Origin of the sequence: Marinoscillum furvescens DSM 4134 (genome assembly GCF_003386095.1) — a bacterium.
In the GTDB taxonomy this organism is placed as follows: Bacteria; Bacteroidota; Bacteroidia; order Cytophagales; family Cyclobacteriaceae; genus Marinoscillum; species Marinoscillum furvescens.
Genome location: NZ_QREG01000001.1, coordinates 334,190 through 356,647 on the forward strand (window position 1 = coordinate 334,190; position 22,458 = coordinate 356,647).

The following is a 22,458-nucleotide window of genomic DNA, read 5'->3' on the forward strand; positions in this document are numbered from 1 at the left end:
TCCAGTAAGATCGTAAGTAAATCAGTTTCTGTTTAGAAACGCTTAAAGCTGGTTGATTATACGCCGTGAGTGGCTCTCACGGCGTTTTTTTGTTTCTCACTTAATCGAAGCGCTCTATATCCGCACCCAGTGCCTGCAGACGCTTATCAATAAACTGATAGCCCCGGTCAATCTGCTCTACATTGTGGATCGTAGAGGTGCCTTCCGCACTCAATGCTGCTATCAGCAGTGAAACACCTGCCCGTATATCCGGAGAAGTCATACTGATACCTCGCAAAGGGAAAGCACGGTCCAGACCTATCACCGTAGCTCGGTGTGGATCACAAAGTATAATTTGCGCTCCCATATCTATCAGCTTATCTACGAAAAACAAGCGACTCTCGAACATCTTCTGATGAATGAGTACAGTTCCTTTGGCCTGGGTGGCTGTAACCAGCGCTACACTTAATAAGTCTGGTGTAAATCCTGGCCAGATCGCATCAGCAATGGTCAGGATAGAGCCATCTATAAAGCTTTCAATTTCATAGTGCTCTTGAGCAGGTATAAAAATATCGTCTCCACGAAATTCCATCTTCACCCCCAAGCGCTTGAAAGTATCTGGAATGATCCCCAACATGTCGATGCGGGCATCTTTGATGGTAATCTCCGACTGAGTCATGGCCGCCATACCTATAAAACTGCCGATCTCGATCATGTCTGGAAGCATGGTATGCTCCGTACCCCCCAGGGATTCTACTCCCTCAATGATTAGCTTGTTACTACCGATGCCTTGGATTTTCGCACCCATACGCACGAGCATGCTACACAGCTGCTGCAAGTAAGGCTCGCACGCTGCATTGTAGATAGTTGTCTCTCCTTCAGCCAGCACTGCCGCCATCACTATATTGGCTGTACCCGTCACAGAGGCTTCATCCAGGTGCATGTAGCAACCTTTCAGATTGGTACCATCTACGGTATAGAATGCATTTTGAGAATCGTAGTTAAACTTGGCTCCGAGCTTTTGAAAGCCTACAAAGTGCGTATCTAATCTTCGTCTACCAATTTTATCACCTCCGGGTCTTGGCATTTTGCCAGTACCATATCTAGCCAACAGCGGACCGAGAATCATGATAGACCCACGCAATGAGGAAGCCTTTTGCTTAAAGTCTTCCGTATCCATGAATTTCAGATTCACCTCTCGAGCGGTGAACCGGTAGGACTCTTCGCCAGTTTTTTCTATCCGTACACCAAGATCTGCAAGCAAATCTATCAGCTTGATCACATCACGGATATTGGGAATCTTATGGATGTGAACAGGCTCTGAGGTAAGTAATACAGCCGAGATGATTTGTAGTGCTTCGTTTTTTGCACCCTGGGGAATGATGGTCCCCTTGAGGCGTTTGCCTCCCTTCACACGAAATGAAGCCATTTAGTTGTTGTTTCTTCTTCGTTTGTTGGAGAAATTTCGCTTGCCGCCTTTGTTGCGGTTTCTGTTTTGATTTTGGTGACGGTGGCCGCCATTGCCATTGTTGTCGTTCGGACGTTTTTCACTATCAAACAAACCAAATTCTTTTACCTTTTGGATATCAATATCCAGCTGGTTTTTAGAGAGTTGCTTGATGTTTTTGAGAACTTGCTCGTCTTCTATGGTGTCTTTATTCCATGTCAGGTAAAAAGATTTCATGAGCTTACCAATGGCGATGATTGCACCTTCTTTTTCTTTAGGGTCCTCCATCGCAATTGCATCGTTGATCAAAATTTCAATGTTTCGACCATAGTGTCGATAGCGAATTTCATTCGACTGATAACGCATGCGATCAGGCTTGCGATCTAGAATGGTAGATTCTGGCACTGGGAATGGCCCTTCTACTTCCAGGTCAAAGTCAGAAATAATAAAAAGGTCATCCCAAACCTTTTGAGTGTACTCATTGGCGTCTTTGCTAAACTCCGGGTTCACCATTTTCATGAGCTCCACGAGGGTAGCAGCCAGTTTATTTCGTTCTTCCTTGTCTTCGATTGTTTTGATATGTGCCACCAGGTTTTGCACATTTCTTCCGTATTCTCTTAGTTTAAGATGAGTACGTTCGGTATTATATTCCAGACTCATAAAATTGATTTTGCTCAAAAATAGTGAAATCACTTTAGGCCACCGCCCAAAAGCAAGGACAAATCATGCCTGCAAGTGGTTTTAGCTTAGCCAATGGCTGCGATACACTTGAGTTCGATGGCAATCGGCGTGGGAAGAGCTGTAACCTCTACTGTGGTACGGCATGGCTGCACATCCCCAAAATACTCCGCATATATGGCATTAAAGGTATGAAAGTCTTCTTTCATATTGGTTAAAAAAACGGTGACATCCACCAAATGTTCCCATTTTGCTCCTGATGCCTCTAGCACCGCCCGAACATTTTTAAATACCGCATGGCACTGCACAGAGATGTCGTAAGAAACCACATCTCCCTGTTCGTTTAATGTAACACCCGGAATGGATTGTTTTCCCCGCTCTCGTGGACCTATCCCTGACAAAAACAGCAAATTCCCCACTTTACGTGCATGCGGATACAACCCTACTGGCTCCGGAGCCTCATCTGACTGATAGCTATTCATAGTTCTTTCAAAAAATAAACTTCATGCATTTTAAGGTCACCTTTTGCCACAAAATCCACCACATCAAACCCTGCCCGTATGGCAAACTGCATCATAGACCGGTGTCTGTTTTGAGTCTTAAACTTAAGCGCTTTGTACCCTTTTAGGCGACACCAAACCTCCATTTTTTGCAATAGCAACCGGGCAATGCCTTTTTGTCGATGGTCAGGCAACACGCCTCCCATCCAGGAGTAAAACACCTCCCCATTTAAAAACCGGTCATACCCAACCTTGAACCCAATAGGCTTACCGTTCTCTTCGGCAATAAGTATTACATGTTCGGAGCTGAGCAGTCGGTTGGTATATTCTGCTACGGAATATGGGTTTTCAAATTCGGGAATCAGCTGCTGTACAACCACTGCTTCCTCTATAGACCCAGAGCGCACGGACACTGCTTTTGCCATATTATTTTCCTGAATTCATAAGGTCTTCGATCTCCTCAGCATGAATGGGGATATTGCGCATGAGATTTTTATGGCCTGTTTCTGTAATCACAACGTCATCTTCCAGTCGGATACCAATGTTTTCCTCTCTGATGTAAATACCGGGCTCTACCGTGAAGACCATACCGGGCTCAAACTTTTTGTAAACAGAACCCACATCATGCACATCTAACCCCAAATGGTGAGAAGTGCCGTGCATAAAATATTTTCTGTAAGCAGGGTTCTCTGCCGTCTGATTTTTCACGTCTTCTTTATCCAGCAAACCCAAATCGAGCAACTCCTCTGTCATAAGCTCACCTACTGCCTTGTGATACTCGGGTATACTACTGCCGGGTTTCAGTAGATCTGTTGCCTGTGTTTTCACCCTCAGCACAGCATCATATACTTGCCGCTGACGCTTGGTAAATCGTCCATTCACAGGAATAGTCCGGGTCATGTCAGCGTTGTAGTTCGCATACTCTGCACCTACATCCATCAGCATTAGATCACCGTCTTTGAGCTGCTGATTATTCTCTATGTAGTGCAGCACACATGCATTAAAGCCCCCAGCTATGATTGGTGTATAAGCAAACCCTCGTGATCTGTTGGACAAAAACACATGAGCATACTCAGCCTCCACTTCATACTCCCACACTCCAGGCTCCACGGTATCCAAAATTCGTCTAAAGCCCTGCTCCGTGATATGGCACGCATGCTCTATGAGCTTTACTTCTATAGGTGATTTGATGGTGCGCAGATCGTACAGTATCGGTGACAGTCGCTCGTATTTGTATAGAGGAAATTTACTCATCATCTCCTTTACAAAACGGTCATTGGCAGTTTCTACTACAGAAGCATTGCGTAGGTGCTCATTTGTAGGCAAGTAAATATGTTCGCTTTCAGCCAGCACTGTGTAGAGCACTTTTTCAAAGTCATTCGTCCATTTCACATTTTGGATTCCTGAAATAGATGTACCTTCTTCTTTGGTAAACTTATGTCCTTCCCAAATCGCAATTTCTTCATTGGTTTCTCTAAGAAACAACACTTCACGAAGCTTCTCATCTGGATGGTCTGGCGCCAACAGCACGATTGATTCTTCCTGATCGATACCACTGAGGTAAAGCAGATCGCTATTTTGCTTAAAAGGCATGGTGCCATCTGCGTTGGTAGGCATGATGTCATTGGAGTGGATCACCACTACTGAGTTTGGCTTCAGCCGAGAAACAAGCCGCTTTCTGTTGCCAATAAAAAGTTCGTTATCTATAGGTCTATATCTCATGGGTAGTTGCTTTTAGTCATTGAAAGAACAGGCAGCACCTGGAATAGTTGGCGTACCTGCAAACAAAGTTAGCATTCTCCGTGAGGTGAATAAAAAAATAGTGTGGATACCAACAAACAAAAGCGGCTGAATAACTCCAGCCGCTTTTGAAATGTATACCGATATGTTTTTTACTCTTTAGAGAACGGTAAATTCTACCACTATTACTGCTTCGTTGAACACCTCAGGACCATCTCCATTGTCGGGGAATCCGTAAGTTCCATCTGCTGGGCTCTCGATGTGAAGCATTGGGAAAAGCTTATCACCAGAGTTTATGGTAGCTCCGGTTACATCTACTTCCACATTAGCAGTAGTTCCGGCTTTTACGAAAGTCTGACCTATCACCGCTCCGAAGTTGCCTGTACCGTCATCTTCGTGGATCACCAACCATCCATCCACAGCAGCTTTTACTTCGTCTACGACCACTGTAGCATTGGTTACAGCTTTGTCTGTAGCTGTGATACTCGGTGCTTCAATGTTGATAGCTGACATCACTATAGCTCCAGCTGATGTGGTGATAGGACCATCCAACCCACTCGAACCATCAAACTCATAGGTCCCTACCACACCATTATCGTTGTGAAGCATCACCCAAAGCTTTTCGCCATCTACCAGATCTTCTCCATCTTTAAAGCTTATCGAGATATCTTCGTGTGTACCTGCATCTAGTGCTACCGGTTCAGAAATGATGCCAGGCACCACTGGGCCTTCGCCTGTACCATTGTCACGATGCACTACCACAAATGATGGCTGATCCACCATAATGCTTTCGATCATTACTTTATTCTGAGATACTACCTGACTCATCGCCGTTAGCTCGCCCTTAGGGGCTTCCAGTGTAATTGCCTCTGTAGTAATCGGGCCGTCAAAGCCATTGGCTCCATCAAATTCATATTCGCCTACGATGTTATTCTCAGTATGCAGCATGAGGTAAATTTTGTCATCTGCATTGAATACAAAGTCGCTATTGAGCATTACTTCTACATCCGTAGAGGTACCTGCTTCTATCTGAACGGGAGTAGATACGATTCCAGGTACTTCAGGTCCGTCTCCAGCAGCGTTACTTGCATGCACCACTAACCAGCCTTTGGCATTCATGGTGATTTCGCTCACTTTCACAGTAGTTCCCTGCACGATTTGATTCATCGCTGTAATTGTTCCTGTAGGAGCCTCTACATCGAAGCTTTGCATGATCACTGCATCACCAAACACTTCAGGACCATCTTCGCCATTGGTACCGTCAAAAGTATATTCACCATCAGCCGGGCTTTCGATGTGTAGCATTGGCCATAGTTTCTCACCTCCAGAGAAAGCCACACCAGTACCCAGATCTACCATTACGTCTGTGGTGGTTCCGGCTTCTACGAAAGTTTGTCCAAGCACTTCACCAAATGTACCTTCGTTATCCGCATGCACTACTAACCATCCGTCTACGGCGGCTTTCACTTCAGAAATTTTCACCATGTTGGCACTTACTACCTGCGCCTCTGACATGAGGCTCGGCGAACCTATTTCGATCATTTTCATGACGATACCACCATTTTCATCGAAAATAGGGTTATCCAGACCATTCGCTCCATCAAACTCATAAGTACCAGCAGCACCATTATCTGTATGGAGCATGACATGCACCATATCTCCGTCTTTAAGGTCGGCTGTTTCGGTGATCGTCACCTCCACGTCTGTGTTCGTTCCGGCACTCACCTGCACTGGCTCAGAAATAATGTCTGGCACTACAGGTGATCCGTCAGCATTGCTGGCGTGTACTACTACCCATCCACTTCTGTCTACCACAATCTCTGGCACTACAATGGTGTTTTGAGAAATCATTTGGCTCTCTACCATGAGTGTTCCGGTAGGATCAGCTTCCACTGAAAGCGTAATACTTGTCATCACGATGTTTCCAGAAGCATCCAAAATAGGAGCATCCAGACCATTGGCACCATCAAATTCATAGGTACCTGCTACGCCATCGTCTGTGTGCAGCATCACATATACCACATCACCATCTTCTATTTCAGTAGATTCTTTAAACATCACTTCCACACTCGATGATGTTCCAGCCTCTACCATTTTAGGTTCGGAGATAATGTCCGGCACCTGAGGGCCATCATTAGTAGCATTACTAGCATGCACTACGATCCATCCATTCTGATCCAGTGTGACGCTAGATACTATAATGGAGTTATTTTCAGTTACATTTTGATCAGACACCGTAAGTGATCCAGTGGGGTCTGGTGTTGGCTCTCCTCCGTCATCGTCATCATTACATGCTGTGAACAGTACCATCGCCGAAAGGACGAATACCATCTGCAGCAAAAAGTTTTTCATTGTTACATTTTTCATAGTTGAATAATTTTTAGTTCGAGTTGAATCTTTTCGTGTGGTACCTACGACGGCTGAAGGCTTTGTGGATTTATTTTGTTTACTTTTTCTTAAAATTCTTTTAACAAAACCCATCAATTTCACCTCATTATTCACCCTGATTCATTCACTTTTTCTTATTATTGACAAGTGAGAGCAGTTTTACACAGCATTTTATTCTATTTGTGCCTGAGCGCTTTTAGCCAGCAGAAAGTGTGGATTTCACATGCTGACACCAATAATTTGTGTCTACCAAAACCCGAATTTTGCTCCTCCTGGTTGCCGTACTGTTCCTATTCTGTCTCTGAGGATGTGTATCACACGCTGGGCAGCAAAGCCTTACCCGTACAGCTATTTAAACCTGCTACTCTACCGATATCTTCTCCGGTACTCGGTTTTGCACTAGAACAGATAGAAGCAAAGGCATTTTTGCAAGAAGGGCTCAATGGGGCGGGGATTAAAATTGGCATCATCGACGGGGGATTCTTGAAAGCCAACAAAAGCAAATCACTAAAACACGTATTTGAAGCTGAGCGCGTAAAAAACTATCAGGATTTTGTAACACCTGAGCTGACACCATACGATGGCATAGCACGTCTGGATGATGGTCATGGCACGGAGGTATGGCAGCTGATTGGAGGCAAGCACCCTGGCAAAAACATCCAGTATGGACTGGCCACTCATGCCGAATACTACCTGGCACGTACTGATCATGGGGCCTACGAAAAGCGCATAGAAGAAGACCATCTCATTGCTGCACTGGAGCAAATGCATCGGATGGGGGTACGGCTGGTAAATGTATCCCTGGGCTACAATATTGGCTACACCAACCCTGAGGAAAACTACCGACGCGAGCAAATGGATGGAAAATCCACACTACTAGCCAAAACGATCAGTGCTGCCGCCCTGGAGAAGGGAATGCTAATCATAGTGGCCGCTGGCAATGAAGCATTGGATCCCTGGCAGATAGTGTCTACACCCGGTGATGCCGAACATGCACTCACTGTAGGGGCAAGCAAGTTTGACATCTGGGACAAAATGAACTACAGCAGCATAGGTCCTTCATGGCTGCCCTATGTAAAGCCGGACATAGCCGTTTATGCCTCCTCAGGCACTAGCTATGCAGCACCAGTGGTTACGGGGATGGCAGCATGCATATGGCAGCGAGACAGTACGCTCAGCAATTTTGAAGTTATGGACCTTTTAAAATCTGCAGGTAACTTTCACCCATACGCCAACAACTACCTGGGGCATGGTGTACCCACCTGCACTCGAATATTAAAGCTAATGGATGGCCAAACCATCTCACGCCCCAACACCCTAAGAACCAAGAAGAAAAGCGTTAAAATACCGTTAAAAACTGAGGCGAGCTATGTGGTGGCATTTCACAAAACCAATGAAAAAAATGTCGCCAACCGATATATGTATCGAAATCCTGGCGAGACACTGAAAATCAAACGACCAGACAGGATCAGGCAAACCTCTTTACTTGTAGGCAAAGAAGTTCTGGAAATTTTTTGGGAGTAATCAGGGCTCTATCCCCATCACTTCGAGGTATTGTGGTTGAGCGCGCATGGCACGCCTGGAGATTGCCACAAAATCTACCATCCATGCCATTAGGCGCCGGATAGCCTCTTCGCTCGCATGACTACTTGCCTCATCCGCCACATCTGCAGGCTTCACTGCAAGCAGCTCCAGTCGCTGTTGGGCAATTTCATAAAGCGTAAACCCACGGTACAGATATTGCTCATCATATCCGTGCGTTGCCAGCTGCATGCGGATCTCTTCATTGTCTGCGGTATGCTGCAAAACAAGTCTTGCCTTCAGCATATCATCTTTTAGGGTGTTATTACTCATAGCTGATCATTATTAGCGTCTACACATTTCTTTCCCTTCCTGCATTCTTAATGACCAGCAAATAACTCAAAGTCACAAAAAATAACAATCCCCGATTTTGGGTATTTTTTCGCCTCACACCTTAGATTTTTCTTACAATTCCAGATTTTTTTTCTCGCTCCGTGTCCATTTAGACCAGATTCGTTCGTCATCCATGCAAATCGTTTAACTTTTAACACTTAAATCCTTACTATCATGAAGCAATTTTTGTACTTATTCAGAGGCGGAGACGAAGGCTACGCAGAGCAATCACCAGAAGAGATGCAAGCCCATATGGCTCGCTGGGGAGAGTGGATGACCAAAATCAGCAATACTGACCAACCTGTACCTGGACTGCCCCTTCATGAAAGTGGCAAAGTAGTAGCCGATGGCGGTAATCTTATCACTGATGGCCCTTTTACAGAGGGCAAAGAGATCGTAGGCGGCTATGTATTGGTAGAAGCCAATGACCTGGACCATGCTGTGGAGCTATCCAAAGAATGCCCAATCTTTGAGTTTGGTGGCACCGTAGAAGTACGAGAAGCCATAAAAATGTAAAACATTCAGGGGATACCGCATCACGCGGCATCCCCTTTGTATCTGCCTGTCCATGCCTGCGAATAGTTTCCAACTCGTCGATCATTTTTTCAGAACAGAATACAGTAAGGCGGTGACCTATCTGACCAGCCGGTTTGGCACTGCTCATCTGGAAGCTGCTGAGGACGCAGTACAGGAAGCACTGATGAAAGCCATGCAAACATGGCCCTATCAAACTACTCCAGATAACCCTACCGGCTGGATAATCCGCACAGCAACCAACAAACTCATCGACCACCTTCGCCGGCAACAAAAAGTATATTATGCTACAAAGCTCCCCGAACAGGCAGCGTCACCTCAACCTTCAGAGGAAGTTTTCTCAGATGAGCTAATCAAAATGATTTTTGCTTGCTGCTCTCCTTCGTTGAGTATTGAACACCAACTAATTCTTACGCTCAAAATCCTCGGAGGTCTGTCTATACGTGAAATAGCAGCGGCGCTGCTGAAAAAAGAAGAGACCATAGCCAAAGCCTACACCCGGGCGAAAAAAAAGTTTAAAGACCAGAATCTAAGGCTAGAACTTCCGGTAGCTGATGCCTTGCCTATCAGGCTACAGGCAGTTACCAAAGCACTCTACTTACTGTTTAATGAAGGCTACAAATGCACTACCGGAGATCAGCTCATCCGCAAAGACCTGTGTGAAGAAGCCATGAGGCTCAATCACCTACTGCTAGGCCACACTCAACTAAATAATGAACATACTCGAGCACTGATGGCATTAATGCACTACCAGGTAGCACGCTTTGAAGCTCGTGTAAGTGCGGATGGCAACCCTGTGAGTCTTCGCGATCAAAACCGCGAAAGCTGGGACCACCAACACATACAATTGGGCGATCGCTACCTGGCCACTATCAAACATGGGCAGAGCAACGAATATTTTTTACAAGCAGCCATCGCAGGCATCCACTCCCGCGCCACATCTTACTCCAGCACCAACTGGGCGCACATCTATCAGCTCTATCAGAAGCTATACCAGCTTACCCAAAATCCGATCATTGGCCTCAACAGCATCATTCCCTGTGCTGAAGTATATGGCCCAAAACAGGCCCTAATAGAACTAAAAAAACTGGAAGATGCACCCATACTAAATGGCAACTATCTGGTACCGGCTACAAAAAGTGAACTCTATGAACGTGTGGGAGAAATAAAAAAGGCCATATCCGAAGCGGAAATGGCCCTGAAGTTTGCGGTGAACAAACGAGATAAACTTTTTCTAACTAAAAAAATTTTCAAGCTTGTCAACCGCCCAACCAGTAAACCAATGTAACAAGCTTAACAAAGGAAGTTAATGACGATATTAAAAAATTGTATTTTTCGGAACAGCTAGTCTCCGAACCTAAATTTTCTCGCCAGCGAATCGGGCAACATAGCTGACAATTCTTTGGGTGTCTTTCCACAGATACTTTTAAAATCCCGGATAAAATGGGCCTGATCATGATATCCTACCTCATAAGCCAACCGTCCAAGATTTTCATCAGTTTGCTCCATCAGGGTAAGCACCTGGTTAAACCGCACAAGCTTTAGAAACTTTTTTGGGGACATCCCCATGTGCCGATTAAACATGTTGCTGAGGTGACGGGTACTGTAACCCAAAAAATCAGCCAAATCCTCCACCGACAGCAGGTGCCCATCCGGAGCGATGAGCCGATCATGCACTTTCTGAAAGTCTGCTAAAAAGGCATTGCTCCGGAGCCGGGATTTCACAAAATCACCGATCTGCTGAAATCCAAGCTGGTCATCATCTTCTGGAAAATTGACCTCTTCCTCCACATTTTCGAATCCCTTCAGCGTGTTTACCCTCACGAAGTTGTTCATAAAATCTCCTGATCCAATAGAGAAAATCAGACTGAGGTAAACAGGATAAATATTGGCTCCTACCACTTTAAAGGGTCCGTGCTTAAACTCTAGAGAAGTATTTCCATAGCCTGCATAAAAACTATTTTCAAACACTACTTCACCTACAGGTTCGCCCAAAAACTGACCCTGAATATCATACCCCCGAGGAAACAAATAGCTCAATGATGGTGTACCATCGGGCAACAAAAAATCTGTAGTAATTTCATTAGCTGTATAATCGATTACAAAAAACTTTTTCACTACCCCCTTCAAATCCTCTGAAGGAAGTTGTTCGTAGTAGTTGAAACTCATTATAAAACGGCATTATGGTCGGGTAAAAAGTATTTCACAAACAATAGTCGGGCCAACTGCTACTTAATAACCGATTTTTCCGCCTTCAGGGCAAGCAATCCAGCATATTATTCACCTCCAGATCATTACCACACCTAAAATGCCCAAGGGGACAAGCTTTTTTTCCAGAAATACCACAAGGCTTACAGGTTAGTCCCTTTACCTCTACCACAAAATGCCGATCTGAAAGCGGCCCAAAGCCTAATCCCGGTGATGTGGAACAAAACACTGCACAGACGGGAGCACCCACAGCAGATGCAAAATGCATTGGAGCTGAATCATTTACGTAGTTCATCTCTGCGTCTTGCATCAGTGCAGCTGATGCTCGCATAGATAGCAGTCCAGCCTGAGAAGTAACGTACTTATGGGACGTCCGCTTCAAAATCTCTACACACAATTCCTCATCAGATTTGGCTCCCAGCAAATACACCTTCCACGCCCCAGGCAAGCGATCGAGTAATTCTACCCATTTTTCTACCGGTACTTGCTTGGTGGGCCATACCGAACCAGGCGAAACCGTAACATACGGTTTACTCTTCAAATGAGTCACTTTTTCGCTCACGTCCGCCACATACATTTTCGGATGATGCGGCTCTGCATCTGTAATGCTGGCTATCAGCTCCTGATTACGGGCTATTTCATGCCGCCCATCCATCAGATGGGTTACGCGCTCATCAAAAAGGTAACTCAGAGGGTTTTGGCGAAAGCCCACCACATATCCTGCTCCAGACAATGCTGCAATCAATCCACTGCTAAGGTACCGATGGACATTCACCACTAAATCATACTTTCTACTACGTACCAATCGTAGGATGTTCATTAGTCCTCTCCACTTTCGCTGTTGCTTGTTCCACATCAGCACTTCACGCACTTTGGGGTTGTGAGCAAGTACTTCTTCATTGCCTTTGCGTAACAAAAAATCTATCTGAGCATCAGGATGATACACCTTGATTTTCTCAATAAGCGATGTAGCCAGGACCACATCCCCTATGTAGGCCGTTTGGATGATGAGTATTTGCATTCGGTGGGTAAAAGCAAGGTAAATGTAGTAAATTTGCGCCCCTATGGAGGAGCACGAGTTGATAGAGTTGCCTAATGGCATCAGGATAGTTCACAAACAAATCACCAATACCAAAATAGCGCATGTGGGCATCATGCTGGACATTGGCAGTAGAGATGAGTTTCCGGAGGAGCAAGGCCTGGCCCACTTTTGGGAACACATGGCCTTTAAAGGCACCAAAAAACGCAGAGCTTTCCATATCATCAACCGGCTGGACTCTTTAGGAGGTGAGCTGAATGCCTACACTACACGTGAAAAAATCTGCTTCTATGCCTCCTTACTAGACAATCATCTGGACAAAGCCGTAGAGCTACTTGCAGACATCACGTTCAACAGCACCTTTCCTCTTAAAGAAATCGAAAAAGAGCGGATGGTCATTTTAGAAGAAATGGCAATGTATCGTGATACTCCGGAAGACGCCATTCAGGATGATTTTGACGAGCAGGTATTTCATGGTCATCCACTGGGTAAAAACATCCTGGGTACGCCCGCCACGGTAGGGAGTTTTCAGCAGGCAGACTTTCTAAACTTCCTGCAGCGCAACCTCAACACCGAAAAAATCATACTTTCTAGTGTAGGAAACTACTCCATCAAAAAGCTGCAGCGTCTGGTAGAAAAACACATCAAGCCTGTGCCTCACAAAAACCACACACCACAGCGCAACTATTTTGAATCCTACAAGCCTACTATTCATACCGTAAAGAAACCGATCACCCAGGCGCATGTGGCCATAGGCCGTACCAGCTACAGCCTCAAGGATGAAAACCGTATTCCGTTTTTCTTGCTGGTCAACATTCTGGGAGGTCCCAGCATGAATTCGCGACTAAACCTATCGCTGCGCGAAAAGCATGGATTTGTCTATGGTATAGACGCCAACTACACACCATACTTTGAAACCGGGAGCTTTGGGATCTACTTTGCCACCGACCCCAAAAACCTCAAAAAGAGCCTGAAGCTGGTACAAAAAGAGCTGGACCTACTTAAGCAAAAGCCTATGGGCAACCTACAGCTACACAAAGCAAAGCAGCAGCTGAAAGGGCAACTAGCCATGAGTGAGGAAAACAACAATGCCATGATGCTCATGATGGCCAAAAGCATACTCGACCTCAATAAAATCCCGGATATCAACCACATCTTCCGCCAAATAGACGCCACCACCAGCGATCAGCTGATGGAATTGGCCCGAGTAAATTTCTCTATGGAAAACATGTGCCAATTAACCTACCTTCCTGAATAGGTACACGCTAGAATTCTGTTATTTTTACGACATGGATTTTCTCCCTGCCGAACTCGACCAATATGTAGCAGCGCATACAGCTCCCGAACCGGAGCTGCTACGCCAAATCAGCCGCGAAACGCACCTGGAGGTACTGAAGCCTCGCATGCTATCTGGTCATTTGCAAGGCCGAACTCTGGCTATGCTTGCCCATATGGTACAGCCCAAATACATCCTGGAAATCGGTACTTATACCGGCTACTCCGCTCTCTGCCTAGCAGAAGGGCTCACGAGTGGTGGCCAGCTCGTCACGATAGACGTAAACGAAGAACTGGAAAGACGAGTGAAAAACTACTTTGCCCAGTCTCCCTACCGGGACCAAATAGAACTTCGCATAGGCAATGCACAAGAAATCATACCAACGCTGAGTTATACCTGGGACATGGTTTTTATAGATGCTGACAAACAGTCCTATTCCCGCTATTTTGAGCTCACCCTCCCACAGGTAAGAAAAGGTGGGTTCATCATTATCGACAATGTACTTTGGAGTGGCAAAGTATTTGACGAAAGTAAATCAGACAAAGCCACACTTTCGATGCGTGCATTCAACCAAATGGTCCATGATCATCCTGACGTAGAAAACGTGTTGCTGCCAATTCGTGACGGTCTAATGGTGCTCAGAAAACTATGAGGATACTTCTGTTCGGACTGCTTATTTTCTGCATTTGGGCACCTACCACTCAGGCTCAAGCCCCCACAGTACCAGCATCTATCAAAATAGCCGGTGTGCACCTCAAGCTCACCAGTGGAGCTCGTGATGAGATTCAGAAAGACGTCAATGCCCTGCGCGCAAGTGATAAGTATTTTCGGATCAAGCTCGATCGGGTCAACCTCTATTTTCCGATCATCGAGCGTATTCTCAAAGAAGAAGGCGTACCTGAAGACATCAAATACCTCTCCGTACAGGAAAGCGCACTTATTTCAGACGCTGTAAGCTCAGCCAATGCAGTCGGGTACTGGCAGTTTAAGGATTTTACCGGTAGGGAAGTAGGCCTCCGAGTGGACAATAAAGTGGACGAACGCAAAAACATTGTAGCTGCCACCCATGGTGCTGCCAAGTACTTTAAGCGCAACAACTTTTATTTTAAGAACTGGATATACTCCGTCAGTGCCTATCAGGCTGGTCCCGGAGGAGCCAAAAAATATGTAGACAAAGAAAACTACGGAAAAGACCGCCTCACCATCACCAAAAATACGCACTGGTATGTCTTGCGGTTTATTGCCCATGTGATCGCTTTCAAAGATGAAGTAGGCGGACCTCACAGCGAAGGGCTGCGCCTGAAAGAATACACCAAAGGAGCTGGAAAATCTCTCAATGACATAGCCGAAGAACTGGGCGTAGACGCAGACCTCCTCAAAGACTACAACAAGTGGCTACGGCACGGCAGAATTCCCGAGGACAAGCCCTACACGGTAATCGTACCCGTAAAAGGCAAATCTCCAAAAGGGCTCCAAAAGGACGATGAACGTCCACTCACACGCACCATTGAAACTCCTAAGTCAACCCCTACAAAATATCCTGAGCAGATTGCGGGGGGCTTTGCCACGGGGCAAAAAACGCTATTTATCAAAATCAATGGAATAGAGGCGGTCATGGCCTCCAAAGGTGACAATATCGTGAGTTTGGCTATGAAAAGTGGGGTTAGCAGCACGCGCCTGATGAAGTATAATGACCTACGGGAAGGACAGAGCATTCAAGAGGGAGAGATTTACTACATCCGAAACAAAAAGAACCGCTCAGCCATACGCTACCATGTAGCTCAGTATGGAGAAAGCCTTTGGGACATCTCACAGAAATACGGCATCAAGCTCAAAAAACTGGCACGCAAAAACCGAATGGAAACTACAGACCCTGTAAAGCCAGGCAGGCTCATGTGGCTCCGAAAAAAGCGACCTAAAAGTACACCTATAGAATATCACGAAGTGCGTAAACCTCAACCAACCACCACCAAACCAAGCACACCAAAACGAGCTATCGCAAAAACCAAAAGCACCAAAACTCGCCCTGAGCCTGAGCCAGAAGACACCAAGCCTCAGGTGGTTATCCCAGCTAACAGCGAAAAAATCTTACACGTGGTACAGCCTAAAGAATCTCTATATGCGATCAGTGGGCGATATGGAGTGGAAATTGTGGCGATCATGGACTGGAACAATCTGAAACAAACAGCCCTGAGCCCCGGACAAGAGCTGGTGATATATGCAAGTAAAACCGCGCTGGATGCCGCAGAAGAAGAAGCCGAGACACCAGCAGACACACCATCTCCTAATCACTCCAACACCCATGTGGTGCAACCGGGCGAATCGCTATGGGCTATCAGCAAACGATACGGAGTAACTGTAGATGAACTAAAAAGCTGGAATAACCTACCTGACGGTACCATCTCTATAGGACAGGAACTGCACCTGACCAGACCAGCAAAAGAGGAAGAAAATCAGCAGTCAGAAACTCAGACATCACCACCTGAGAAAGCAGCCACTCCAATACACGAAGTACAGCCGGGCGAATCGCTTTGGGCCATAGCTCAAAAATACAATCTGACGCTGGACGAACTCCGACTGTGGAATGGGTTAGCTGACGGTGATCAGCTAAGTATCGGACAAAATCTGGTGCTCCAGGCACCTGAAAAACTCCCCCAGCCTAAACCCACCTACAAGACGTATATCGTACGGGGAGGTGACAGTCTGTACAAAATCGCCAGACAGCATGGCATGACTGTGGAAGAGCTCAAACAGCTTAATGGTCTGACCTCAAACGCACTTTCTGTAGGAGATGAGCTAAAGGTGACCCAGTAAAGCCTACGAAGCTTTGATTTGCTCCATCGCCTCTTGCAATGCCCCCACCGTAGGTGGCTTAGCGATAAAGCTCACCGCGTTCAGGTCCATCACGGCCTGTCGGGTAGTTTCATTACCAGATATTACTATTATTTTTTTAGGCTTTACGAGCGCTTTCATGATATCAATACCACTCAGCTCTGGCATTTCCACATCCAGGAAAATGACATCAGGCTGATCGAGAATGATTCCTGCGGCTCCCCTAATAGGATCGTTGTATGTGCTGACCAACTCTAGCTCAGGTATTCTTTCAGATAACCGTTTTATTATGAGCGTGGCGGTTGGGTCGTCATCAATAGCTATGGCTCTTAATTTCATCACCGTTGGGTTCTTAATTGCCAAGTTTGAGTAAAACCCACGGAAAATCAAGGACTTATCGGTGAACGCTGAAAAAACGAAGATTAAAAAATGGATTAGTATTCAAAATCGAGTCCCAACCGTTCTTTCAACTCTCTGAGTGCGGGATTTTGCTCGCTCATGTATTCATACTTCTCTTTACTGGTATAGAGCTGTCGTTTGTGCTCGGGCTCGCGCACTTCACGTTCCATCTGTATGAGTGTGTTACTGAGCTTTTTACGGAAAAACTGAATCACATCAGCCTCAAACTTATCCAGGATACTTGCCTCTAGCGGGCTTTCCATCAGGATCTTGATGTTGTGTTCTCCTGACTTTTCCATAACCCGGTCCAGCACCAGCTTTTCGGTATCCGTTGCGCCATTGCTGATGCGGTGGCTTTTGAAAGCTTCCCAGGTGATTTTCACTAGCTGATCATCAAATGGAGTAGTCTTTTCCTCCAGTACAGGTTTTTTCACCTCCTCCTTGACTTCCTCTGCCTTGGCAGGCTTTTTCTTAGGGATCAGACTTGGTGTTTCCTTTTTTTCTGGATCACGAGGTGTACCTGGGGGTCGGAGCTTTGGTGTGGTTGGAGCAGTAGAAGTACCCGCCGGTCCGGCCGATGCATCCTGCTCTTGTTCTACACTGCTACTTTTTTTTTTGCTCCATCAGAGGAGCTACCGCCTGTGCGGCCTAGTTGGATGGCACGATTGAGCTGCGAGAGCTTCATCAGACACAGTTCCACATGTAGTCGCTGGTTTTTGCTTTGCTTGTAGTTCAGATCCACCTGATTCATCAGGTTGAGGCCCGTCAGCAAAAATGAAGTCCCCAGCGCATTGGACTGCTCCTGGTATTTGTCTTTTAAGTTTTCAGGCACCTCCATCAACTTTAGCGTTTCTGGATTTTTACACACCAGCAAATTTCTAAAGTGCTCCTGAAGGCCTATCAGAAAGTTGTGCCCATCAAAACCCTGACGAAGAATCTCGTCAAACATCAGCAAAGCACCAGACATGTCTTCCTCCTTGAAGAAGTCTCCAAGCTTGAAGTAATAGTCATAATCCAGAATATGGAGGTTCTGAATAGCATTCTGGTAAGTGACCTTATTGTCTGAAGAAAACGTAACGATCAGGTCAAAGATGGACAGAGCATCACGCATGGCTCCGTCGGCCTTTTGAGCGATCAGATGCAGGGCTTCGGGCTCAGCATCTACGCCTTCATTCTTAGCTATTTTTTGCAACTGCTCCACCATGTCATTGATCTCGATTCTATTGAAATCGTAAATCTGACATCTGGACAGAATGGTAGGAATTACTTTGTGCTTTTCGGTAGTAGCCAAAATAAAAATGGCATACGAAGGAGGCTCTTCCAATGTCTTCAGAAAGGCATTGAAAGCCGCCGTGGACAGCATGTGCACCTCATCGATGATGTACACTTTGTATTTCCCCTGCTGAGGTGGGTAGCGTACCTGATCGATCAGGTTTCGAATATCGTCTACTGAGTTGTTAGACGCTGCATCGAGCTCATAGATATTGAAGTTGCTGGCAGCAGCATCACCGTTTTCGGCCTCAAACCCATTGACCATGCGCGCCATGATCCGCGCACAAGTGGTCTTACCCACACCACGAGGACCACAAAAAAGCAGTGCCTGCGCCAGGTGATCATTGTCAATAGCGTTTTTGAGGGTGGTGGTAATGTGTCCCTGCCCTACTACTTCATCAAACCCAAGCGGGCGATATTTCCGTGCCGATACTACGAAACTTTCCACGCCGGAAAATTAAGACAAAAGCCATAGAAGCCCAGCAAAAAATGGAAAACAATTCTACTAACTTTAGCCACGGAGGCCCTACAGGTAAAACCAATGACTCAGCAAATACCTGCTACCGACCTCTTAAGCAGCTATGGATCAAAAACTTTTGTACGGCATACAGCAAATAGGCATAGGGGCAACCGATGTAGAAGCCGCGGCACAGTGGTATGCCCATCACCTCGATGCTACTATCCAGATATTTGACGACTGTACTCCTGCCACCCACATGGCACCCTATATGGGCGGATCTCCACAAGCCAAACGAGCCATGCTCCTGCTCCACCCAAACGGTGGTGGAGGATTTGAAATCTGGCAATATACCAAGCGTAAACCTCAAGCTGATTCTGAACTGGTGATGCCTGGTGATATTGGGATCAACTACTTCAGCATACGAGTGACCAACCTCCAATCCTCATATGAGCGGCTATTGGCATTTGCTGTGAGCGAATATGATGACCTGGGGTTTTATATCCGAGATCCCTTTGGCAATCTCATCGAGCTACTGCCTGGCCAAAGGCCTGGTGGAGTTTGTGGATGTACGATCGGTGTTTCTTCTCTTGCTACAGCCCTTCCGTTTTATCATGCTTTAGGGTTTGATGAGAAACTCGCCACTCACGAAAGGCATCACCCTGTCGGGAAAAAGCCATGCAAACAAGTCGTACTCAAGAATAGTAAGCAGTCTGGCGGCCGCTTTGGTGGGTTTTTCGGGCCATCCGAAATCACGCTCATCCAACTATTAGAAGGTGATCCTAGAAAACCCTACGAAAATCGCTTTTGGGGTGATCCCGGCTATATGCACCTGTGCTTCGATGTATATAACCTCCCCCGATGGGTAGATGAGCAGCAGCAAGCCGGCTTCCCTTTTAGCATTTTGAGCAATCCGGACTTTCGCATGGGGGATGCGGGCGGTCACTGGGGATATATGGAAGATCCCGATGGCACACTTATAGAAATGGTAGAAACACACCATCTGCCAATAATTAAAAAGATTGGCTGGAAGCTCAACCTCTCCCGTCGATCTCCGGTGCGCCCTGTCGCACCCTGGATTCTGTGGGCCCTACGCTTCAAAAAGCTCAACCTTCAGCCTAAACCATGATTTAATCAACCTTTAGCCTGCTTTTTAGTAATTTTCAAAAAAAACACACCCCTCACGCAACTCACCTGGCACTTTGTGCATCTACCCCATGAACACCAACTTAAACATGTTGCGAATTCAAAAATCTAACACTGAGGAAGCGTTGCTTCGGGACTGCAAAAAAGGCAAACCCCGGGCACAGCAGGCGTTTTATGAGCGGTTCGCACCGAAGATGTTGGGGGTATGCATACGGTATATCCGAGACCGGGAAGAAGCCGAACATGTGATGATCGGCGGCATGGTGAAGGTCTTTGAAAAGCTGAATCAATATAGCGGCGAAGGCAGTCTGGAGGGGTGGGTACGGCGCATCATGGTAAACGAAAGCCTGATGTACATCCGCAAGCATAAGAACATGTCGCTGGAGGTAGAAGTAGAAAAAGCCGATGAGGAGCCTGACTATCAGCTACTGGAAACACAGCTGGAAGCTCAGGATCTACTCAACCTGATCGCCGAATTGCCGGTGGGATATGGCACGGTATTTAACCTCTACGCTATAGAGGGTTACAATCACAAAGAAATAGCTGAGACGCTAGGCATCAGTGAAAACACGTCTAAATCTCAGCTGAGCAGAGCACGAAAGCTGCTCCAGAACAAACTGGCACAGCTACAGGAAAACGAATTAAAAGACAGAAGCAATGGCTCATAAAATAGATCAACTGTTTCGGGAAAAGCTCCACCAAACGGAAGTGACTCCCAGCACGGAGAGCTGGAGCAAAGTACAGCAACAAATCCAGCCGAAGAAAAAGGCAGTATGGCTGCCGGCAAGCATCGCTGCGGCAGTGGTACTACTCCTGACTGCCACCATGGTAGTGCTCTACTACGAGCAGGAAGCTCCCGGCGCATTTGTAGCTCAGGTAGACCACCCAGAGCGCTGGCAAGCGGCACCCGCTATAGAGGTGCCAAGCCGGTCTAAACAAGAACTAAAAGCGCTACCACAGGCAGCAACCAAAACAGGCCAGATAGCCAAACAGCCTATAGCTGAGCGCCCGTCAGAAAAGGAATCGGAAACCATACAGCTTCATGAGCTAAAGGCTATACGCTCGGTAAACCTGTCAGCTACACTGGCAGCGAACACATCGCTACTTGGTGACCAGCAGCCAAAAGCAGAGGCCACCACCATCAAGATCACTTACATAGCAGAAAACGACACAAACCCTAAAGAAAAGCTAAACGAACTATGGACAAATCTATCGCGCGAGGTTTCTCCATCGGGTTTTCTAGCAGATATACGCGATGCTAAAAACAGCCTGTTTAGCAGAAATTAATTAAGTCAAAAACTCAAAATAAAAGGAACAATGAAAAATACACTACTCGCACTCCTGGCGGCAGCACTACTCATGCTCCCGGCCATCAGCAAGGCATCTGGCAACGAGTCTGGCGACACTGTAGTCATAGAGCTCAACAACAAGAGCAAGATCATGATCTACACCGAAGACCGTGTAGCACTCAAAGACCTGGAGCAATACGACCTCAACAAGATGATCACGGACCTCAACCAGGCCTTGAAGTCCAAAAAGATCCAGAAAATAGAAATGGAAGACGCCAATGGCAAAAAGTACCTCAAGGACACTACAATCGTCTTTGGCGAGGGCAAAGCCAAAAGCAAAATCCGTATAGGCAACCTGGAGCTACTGGTAGACACTGACGACTGGGACGACCTGGAAGATGAGTTTGATGATGACCTGCCAGTAAAAAAATATGAATTTGAAGAGGAGCCAGAAAAGCGCACCAGCCACTACTTCAACGTGGACGTGGGACTCAACAACTGGATGGAAGACGGGGTGTTTCCGGATGCTGAGGGCAAAAGCTATGGCGTGAAACCGTGGGGCAGCTGGTACCTTGGTCTAAATAGCGTAAACCGCACCTGGATTTCGGGGCCACTTTTTCTGGACTGGGGCCTGGGAGTAAACTGGTACAACTGGAAACTTCAGGATGCAGACTACCAGGTAGTAGAAGGCGATGAACGCATCGAGTTTGTGGAGCCAGTAGATGTAGATATCGAAGGTATCAAAAGCCGTCTACAGGCCACTTATGCCAATGTGACGCTGGTACCTATGCTCGATTTTGCCAAAGGGCGCCGCAAGGTCAAAAACCTGGAGCGCGGCAGTGTAAACTTCCGAACCTATAAAAAGCAAGGCATCCGATTTGGGGTGGGAGGCTATGCAGGCTACCGCCTGGGCTCCAACAGCAAATACGTCTACAAGGAAGATGGCGACCGCCAAAAAGACAAAGACAAAGGCAGCTTCTACCTGACCAACCTCCGCTATGGGGTACGAGTGCAGGTAGGCTACAAGGGACTCGACCTCTTTGCGATGTATGACCTCAATGACACGTTCACCTCGAATCGGGGACCAGAAGGCAGCAATGGCCTCAATGCCATCACCTTTGGGATAACGCTGTAAGTGCGGTAAAAGATGAGTGTCTCGTTCACTCAATAAGACTATCAGAAAAACCCTGAAGGATTAAAAACCTTCAGGGTTTTTTACTTGCGAGACCTTCATGCCGCTTCCAACAATCAGTCATGTGATGACAGGTCATACTGAGCCTGTCGAAGTATAAGATCCGCCCTCTTATCTTCATAAAACAACAATTGAGTTAAGCAGGGCACCAAAATGACAGCATGCGTA

At 46.4% G+C, this 22,458-nt stretch carries 22 protein-coding genes; 10 read left to right on the top strand and 12 right to left on the bottom strand.

The genetic code is table 11. The features are described 5' to 3' along the window. Positions 1 to 100: 100 nt before the first annotated feature. The 6 genes from murA to C7460_RS01520 form a co-directional block, all read right to left on the bottom strand. Entirely contained in the window at positions 101 to 1,408 is a 1,308-nt protein-coding gene (gene murA, locus C7460_RS01495) for a UDP-N-acetylglucosamine 1-carboxyvinyltransferase (protein ID WP_115866284.1), read from the bottom strand. Then, positions 1,409 to 2,086 (bottom strand): DUF4290 domain-containing protein, encoded by a 678-nt coding sequence (locus C7460_RS01500; RefSeq protein WP_115866516.1) that lies wholly within the window; start codon positions 2,084 to 2,086, stop codon positions 1,409 to 1,411. Positions 2,087 to 2,172: 86 nt separating this feature from the next. After that, complete coding sequence (locus C7460_RS01505; protein WP_115866285.1) at positions 2,173 to 2,586, bottom strand: RidA family protein; 414 nt, start codon at positions 2,584 to 2,586, stop codon at positions 2,173 to 2,175. Continuing rightward, entirely contained in the window at positions 2,583 to 3,029 is a 447-nt protein-coding gene (locus C7460_RS01510; protein WP_115866286.1) for a GNAT family N-acetyltransferase, read from the bottom strand. Before C7460_RS01510 ends, C7460_RS01505 begins: the two co-directional genes overlap by 4 nt. 1 nt (position 3,030) lies before the next feature. Then, positions 3,031 to 4,326 carry an aminopeptidase P N-terminal domain-containing protein gene (locus tag C7460_RS01515; RefSeq protein ID WP_115866287.1) on the bottom strand — a complete coding sequence of 432 codons (1,296 nt, stop codon included), beginning with the start codon at positions 4,324 to 4,326 and terminating at the stop codon, positions 3,031 to 3,033. A gap of 177 nt (positions 4,327 to 4,503) precedes the next feature. Further along, positions 4,504 to 6,711, bottom strand: a complete 2,208-nt coding sequence (locus C7460_RS01520) for a DUF7282 domain-containing protein (protein WP_115866288.1) — start codon at positions 6,709 to 6,711, stop codon at positions 4,504 to 4,506. 330 nt (positions 6,712 to 7,041) lie between these two features. On the opposite strand from C7460_RS01520, the gene C7460_RS01525 reads away from it, so the two are divergent. Further along, complete coding sequence (locus tag C7460_RS01525) at positions 7,042 to 8,256, top strand: S8 family serine peptidase (RefSeq protein ID WP_170147848.1); 1,215 nt, start codon at positions 7,042 to 7,044, stop codon at positions 8,254 to 8,256. Here the strand turns inward: C7460_RS01525 and C7460_RS01530 are convergent, their stop codons facing one another. Beyond that, entirely contained in the window at positions 8,257 to 8,586 is a 330-nt protein-coding gene (locus tag C7460_RS01530) for a hypothetical protein (protein ID WP_115866290.1), read from the bottom strand. A 234-nt stretch (positions 8,587 to 8,820) separates the two neighbouring features. On the opposite strand from C7460_RS01530, the gene C7460_RS01535 reads away from it, so the two are divergent. Then, positions 8,821 to 9,162, top strand: a complete 342-nt coding sequence (locus tag C7460_RS01535) for a YciI family protein (RefSeq protein ID WP_115866291.1) — start codon at positions 8,821 to 8,823, stop codon at positions 9,160 to 9,162. A gap of 52 nt (positions 9,163 to 9,214) precedes the next feature. After that, a complete protein-coding gene (locus tag C7460_RS01540) occupies positions 9,215 to 10,468 on the top strand; it encodes an RNA polymerase sigma factor (protein WP_115866292.1) in 1,254 nt (417 codons plus the stop codon). A 56-nt stretch (positions 10,469 to 10,524) separates the two neighbouring features. Here the strand turns inward: C7460_RS01540 and C7460_RS01545 are convergent, their stop codons facing one another. Together C7460_RS01545 and C7460_RS01550 are read right to left on the bottom strand one after the other, a co-directional pair. Continuing rightward, positions 10,525 to 11,349, bottom strand: coding sequence for a helix-turn-helix domain-containing protein (locus tag C7460_RS01545; RefSeq protein WP_115866293.1), 825 nt, complete (start codon positions 11,347 to 11,349; stop codon positions 10,525 to 10,527). Positions 11,350 to 11,434: 85 nt separating this feature from the next. Continuing rightward, positions 11,435 to 12,409 carry a glycosyltransferase family 9 protein gene (locus C7460_RS01550; RefSeq protein ID WP_115866294.1) on the bottom strand — a complete coding sequence of 325 codons (975 nt, stop codon included), beginning with the start codon at positions 12,407 to 12,409 and terminating at the stop codon, positions 11,435 to 11,437. Between the two features lie 43 nt (positions 12,410 to 12,452). Here C7460_RS01550 and C7460_RS01555 point away from each other — a divergent pair, with 43 nt between their 5' ends. The 3 genes from C7460_RS01555 to C7460_RS01565 are packed head-to-tail and all read left to right on the top strand — an operon-like array spanning position 12,453 to position 16,517. Further along, positions 12,453 to 13,685, top strand: coding sequence for a M16 family metallopeptidase (locus tag C7460_RS01555; protein WP_115866295.1), 1,233 nt, complete (start codon positions 12,453 to 12,455; stop codon positions 13,683 to 13,685). 31 nt (positions 13,686 to 13,716) lie between these two features. Then, entirely contained in the window at positions 13,717 to 14,355 is a 639-nt protein-coding gene (locus C7460_RS01560; protein WP_115866296.1) for an O-methyltransferase, read from the top strand. Continuing rightward, on the top strand, positions 14,352 to 16,517 hold the full coding sequence (locus tag C7460_RS01565; protein ID WP_115866297.1) for a LysM peptidoglycan-binding domain-containing protein: 2,166 nt from the start codon (positions 14,352 to 14,354) through the stop codon (positions 16,515 to 16,517). The genes C7460_RS01560 and C7460_RS01565 overlap by 4 nt, the downstream gene beginning before the upstream one ends. 3 nt (positions 16,518 to 16,520) lie before the next feature. On the opposite strand, the gene C7460_RS01570 is transcribed toward C7460_RS01565, so the two are convergent. From C7460_RS01570 to dnaX, 3 genes are all read right to left on the bottom strand, one after another. Beyond that, entirely contained in the window at positions 16,521 to 16,874 is a 354-nt protein-coding gene (locus tag C7460_RS01570) for a LytR/AlgR family response regulator transcription factor (protein WP_115866298.1), read from the bottom strand. Between the two features lie 95 nt (positions 16,875 to 16,969). Further along, positions 16,970 to 17,368, bottom strand: a complete 399-nt coding sequence (locus C7460_RS01575; RefSeq protein ID WP_115866299.1) for a hypothetical protein — start codon at positions 17,366 to 17,368, stop codon at positions 16,970 to 16,972. 161 nt (positions 17,369 to 17,529) lie between these two features. Continuing rightward, the gene (gene dnaX, locus C7460_RS01580) at positions 17,530 to 18,654 is read right to left on the bottom strand and encodes a DNA polymerase III subunit gamma/tau (RefSeq protein ID WP_115866300.1); all 1,125 of its coding nucleotides are present in this window, start codon (positions 18,652 to 18,654) and stop codon (positions 17,530 to 17,532) included. A gap of 133 nt (positions 18,655 to 18,787) precedes the next feature. Here dnaX and C7460_RS01585 point away from each other — a divergent pair, with 133 nt between their 5' ends. The 4 genes from C7460_RS01585 (at position 18,788) to C7460_RS01600 (ending at position 22,233) form a co-directional block, all read left to right on the top strand. Next, complete coding sequence (locus tag C7460_RS01585) at positions 18,788 to 19,792, top strand: VOC family protein (RefSeq protein WP_115866301.1); 1,005 nt, start codon at positions 18,788 to 18,790, stop codon at positions 19,790 to 19,792. 88 nt (positions 19,793 to 19,880) lie between these two features. Continuing rightward, positions 19,881 to 20,477 carry an RNA polymerase sigma factor gene (locus C7460_RS01590; protein ID WP_245986136.1) on the top strand — a complete coding sequence of 199 codons (597 nt, stop codon included), beginning with the start codon at positions 19,881 to 19,883 and terminating at the stop codon, positions 20,475 to 20,477. Continuing rightward, positions 20,467 to 21,096: a hypothetical protein gene (locus C7460_RS01595; RefSeq protein WP_115866302.1), complete on the top strand. Its 630-nt coding sequence runs from the start codon at positions 20,467 to 20,469 to the stop codon at positions 21,094 to 21,096. Before C7460_RS01590 ends, C7460_RS01595 begins: the two co-directional genes overlap by 11 nt. A 30-nt stretch (positions 21,097 to 21,126) precedes the next feature. Beyond that, positions 21,127 to 22,233 (top strand): hypothetical protein, encoded by a 1,107-nt coding sequence (locus C7460_RS01600; protein ID WP_115866303.1) that lies wholly within the window; start codon positions 21,127 to 21,129, stop codon positions 22,231 to 22,233. Positions 22,234 to 22,458: the final 225 nt, after the last annotated feature.

Excerpts from the sequence above, each read along its gene's own strand:
- murA (WP_115866284.1), bottom strand. The coding sequence starts at position 1,408 with ATGGCTTCATTTCGTGTGAAGGGAGGCAAACGCCTCAAGGGGACCATC.
- C7460_RS01500 (WP_115866516.1), bottom strand. The coding sequence starts at position 2,086 with ATGAGTCTGGAATATAATACCGAACGTACTCATCTTAAACTAAGAGAA.
- C7460_RS01505 (WP_115866285.1), bottom strand. The coding sequence starts at position 2,586 with ATGAATAGCTATCAGTCAGATGAGGCTCCGGAGCCAGTAGGGTTGTAT.
- C7460_RS01510 (WP_115866286.1), bottom strand. The coding sequence starts at position 3,029 with ATGGCAAAAGCAGTGTCCGTGCGCTCTGGGTCTATAGAGGAAGCAGTG.
- C7460_RS01515 (WP_115866287.1), bottom strand. The coding sequence starts at position 4,326 with ATGAGATATAGACCTATAGATAACGAACTTTTTATTGGCAACAGAAAG.
- C7460_RS01520 (WP_115866288.1), bottom strand. The coding sequence starts at position 6,711 with ATGAAAAATGTAACAATGAAAAACTTTTTGCTGCAGATGGTATTCGTC.
- C7460_RS01530 (WP_115866290.1), bottom strand. The coding sequence starts at position 8,586 with ATGAGTAATAACACCCTAAAAGATGATATGCTGAAGGCAAGACTTGTT.
- C7460_RS01535 (WP_115866291.1), top strand. The coding sequence starts at position 8,821 with ATGAAGCAATTTTTGTACTTATTCAGAGGCGGAGACGAAGGCTACGCA.
- C7460_RS01540 (WP_115866292.1), top strand. The coding sequence starts at position 9,215 with ATGCCTGCGAATAGTTTCCAACTCGTCGATCATTTTTTCAGAACAGAA.
- C7460_RS01545 (WP_115866293.1), bottom strand. The coding sequence starts at position 11,349 with ATGAGTTTCAACTACTACGAACAACTTCCTTCAGAGGATTTGAAGGGG.
- C7460_RS01550 (WP_115866294.1), bottom strand. The coding sequence starts at position 12,409 with ATGCAAATACTCATCATCCAAACGGCCTACATAGGGGATGTGGTCCTG.
- C7460_RS01555 (WP_115866295.1), top strand. The coding sequence starts at position 12,453 with ATGGAGGAGCACGAGTTGATAGAGTTGCCTAATGGCATCAGGATAGTT.
- C7460_RS01560 (WP_115866296.1), top strand. The coding sequence starts at position 13,717 with ATGGATTTTCTCCCTGCCGAACTCGACCAATATGTAGCAGCGCATACA.
- C7460_RS01565 (WP_115866297.1), top strand. The coding sequence starts at position 14,352 with ATGAGGATACTTCTGTTCGGACTGCTTATTTTCTGCATTTGGGCACCT.
- C7460_RS01570 (WP_115866298.1), bottom strand. The coding sequence starts at position 16,874 with ATGAAATTAAGAGCCATAGCTATTGATGACGACCCAACCGCCACGCTC.
- C7460_RS01585 (WP_115866301.1), top strand. The coding sequence starts at position 18,788 with ATGGATCAAAAACTTTTGTACGGCATACAGCAAATAGGCATAGGGGCA.
- C7460_RS01590 (WP_245986136.1), top strand. The coding sequence starts at position 19,881 with ATGAACACCAACTTAAACATGTTGCGAATTCAAAAATCTAACACTGAG.
- C7460_RS01595 (WP_115866302.1), top strand. The coding sequence starts at position 20,467 with ATGGCTCATAAAATAGATCAACTGTTTCGGGAAAAGCTCCACCAAACG.
- C7460_RS01600 (WP_115866303.1), top strand. The coding sequence starts at position 21,127 with ATGAAAAATACACTACTCGCACTCCTGGCGGCAGCACTACTCATGCTC.